Annotated in this window: 3 protein-coding genes; 1 reads left to right on the top strand and 2 read right to left on the bottom strand. The window is 35.0% G+C overall.

Annotation, left to right across the window (positions count from 1 at the left end; translation table 11 throughout):
- Nucleotides 1–207 precede the first annotated feature (207 nt).
- Nucleotides 208–753 carry a cysteine hydrolase family protein gene (locus AC3WLU_RS26680; RefSeq protein WP_492598221.1) on the bottom strand — a complete coding sequence of 182 codons (546 nt, stop codon included), beginning with the start codon at nt 751–753 and terminating at the stop codon, nt 208–210.
- A gap of 119 nt (nt 754–872) precedes the next feature.
- On the opposite strand from AC3WLU_RS26680, the gene AC3WLU_RS26675 reads away from it, so the two are divergent.
- Entirely contained in the window at nt 873–1,316 is a 444-nt protein-coding gene (locus AC3WLU_RS26675) for an Lrp/AsnC family transcriptional regulator (RefSeq protein WP_413001478.1), read from the top strand.
- Between the two features lie 569 nt (nt 1,317–1,885).
- Here the strand turns inward: AC3WLU_RS26675 and AC3WLU_RS26670 are convergent.
- On the bottom strand, nt 1,886–2,086 hold a 201-nt coding region (locus AC3WLU_RS26670; protein ID WP_492598220.1), incomplete at its 5' end, for a hypothetical protein.

Below are 2,086 nucleotides of genomic sequence, written 5' to 3'. Positions count from 1 at the left end.
CGAAAGCCGAGGAGGCTCCCCGACCGCCCGCGGAAAGCGAGTGCCTGGAGTGGAAATCAACGTCCAAATTGTACAAGTCATAAAAATAGACAAACTCAATTTTTTTCATCGAGTTTGTCTACAGTCTGGGAGCTTGTTTAAAAACAAGCTCCCACTTACAATAAATTATTGGTTCTACAAGGTTGTATTATTTATTTATTTATTTATTTATTCCAGGAAATCCTCGGTCGAAATTACACTGGCATACATACCGTTAAGTGCGCTGACAAAGGCATAATGGACCTGTTCAGCTGGAACGACCTTATCTTGATAAGATAAGTCCCTTGTCGCACATGCATCTTCAATAAGAGTAGTTTCAAAGCCTAAATCCACTGCAGCCCTGACTGTGGCATCAATGCACATATGCGTCATCATACCTACAATCACTAGCTTTGTTACTCCTTTTTCTTTTAATTTGCTTTCTAATTCAGTCTGTAAAAAGCTGTTAGGGAAATGTTTTATGATAATGCTTTCGTGTTCTAATGGTAGAACAGCTTCATTCAGTTTAACTCCATCCGTATTCGGAAGAAAAAAGCCTAACCTAGGATCACTAGCGATATGCTGGACATGAAAAATATTATCTTTGTTATTCTGCCTAAACCATTCAAGAACTTTAGCAGCATTAGCGGCTGCTTTTTCAGGGTTGCTTAATTCCATCTTTCCATTTGGAAAATAGTCATTTTGAATATCGACAATGATTAAAGCTGTGCTCATTTTTTCCACCTCTTTAAAAAATTTTAGTACAATATAATGATAAATGATATATTGATTTCTATCGATACTTTGATGAAACACTTTTATATCAAAGCATTTCATGGTGAAAGGAATTTATTATGGAACTTGATAACATTGATTTTCAAATCCTTCGGTTATTATCCGAAAATTCACGTATTCAGTGGAAAGACTTAGGTGAACAAATTCATATGACGGGACAAGCAGTAGGAAATCGGATTAAAAAACTTGAGGAAAATGGAGTAATTAAAGCCTACTCACTAATAGTCGATGAAATGAAATTAGGACTTTCTTATACAGCATTTGTCATTATTTATATGGAAACAGCAAACCATGATTCGTTTATACGTTTTATTAAAGATAGAAATGAGATAGTTGAAGCTCACCGAGTATCGGGAGAAGGTTGTTACCATTTAAAAATAAAAGTTAACTCTCAAGAACTATTGAATCTTTTTCTTAATAAAATTCTCGATTATGGGAACTATTCGTTAAATCTATCAATACAAGAAATTAAGCAACATAATCCGTTGACTGCCACAATTTAATAAATATATTTTTTTAAAAAAGAAGATACTGTATTCCCAATCATCATGAATCGTTCCAAGTATGGGGATGTTCGACTGGGACAGTAGCAGTGGGAATAGTCTTTTTTAATATCGTAGATTCGAAGGGGAAAGTAAAACGTTAGATGATTATGCGCTTGCTGATGTTGGTGTTAGAATTTGTTTACGTTAGTTACCGTAGTAGCAGGGTCTGCTTTCTTATTATTCCCTTAATCGCGAGGGATGTGTAAAAGCGAGAATCCGTCAGCAAAGAGGTGGCAAAGAGATATGGTGTAGACTTAAACAAGGGGATAGATTGTTAACGAAGATGGTCCATGAACTTAATCTAACATGAAACCATACCCGAAGGTGGAAGTTAATTAATGTATCGAAGAAATATGGACAAATTACTGTTCTTATAAGCTGGTTACACACACTTTGTTTATTACTAGGTTAACAAGTGAATGGATTGTACTTGTTCCATTTTGTTCATCTACGTGCTCAATGTAGTACTTTCCTGGTTGCAGGTTACGTTAGCCATAATTGTTGATTAAGCAATTTCTTCTGCTCGTTTAGCTACCCCATTTGGTTTGCAACAGTTTTACTATTTGTTCCAATTTCCTTAGATATGATGTTTTATTAAAAATTACTGAACTAATGGGTCTTACTTTAAAAAGGGAGGTTGCTGTGGCAGCCTTTTTTGTATGAAAATATATTCGTGAAAGGCCATACAAAATAAGCCCACCATATTCTAATTTTTTGAAGGACGTAAA

Source organism: Peribacillus sp. FW305-BF15 (assembly GCF_058783805.1).
Note: the sequence above shows the minus strand (reverse complement) of the source record. Positions and strands in the feature narration are given on the sequence as shown.

What these genes read in the sequence shown, in the direction of transcription:
- AC3WLU_RS26680 (WP_492598221.1), bottom strand. Translation starts at nt 753, where the DNA reads ATGAGCACAGCTTTAATCATTGTCGATATTCAAAATGACTATTTTCCA.
- AC3WLU_RS26675 (WP_413001478.1), top strand. Translation starts at nt 873, where the DNA reads ATGGAACTTGATAACATTGATTTTCAAATCCTTCGGTTATTATCCGAA.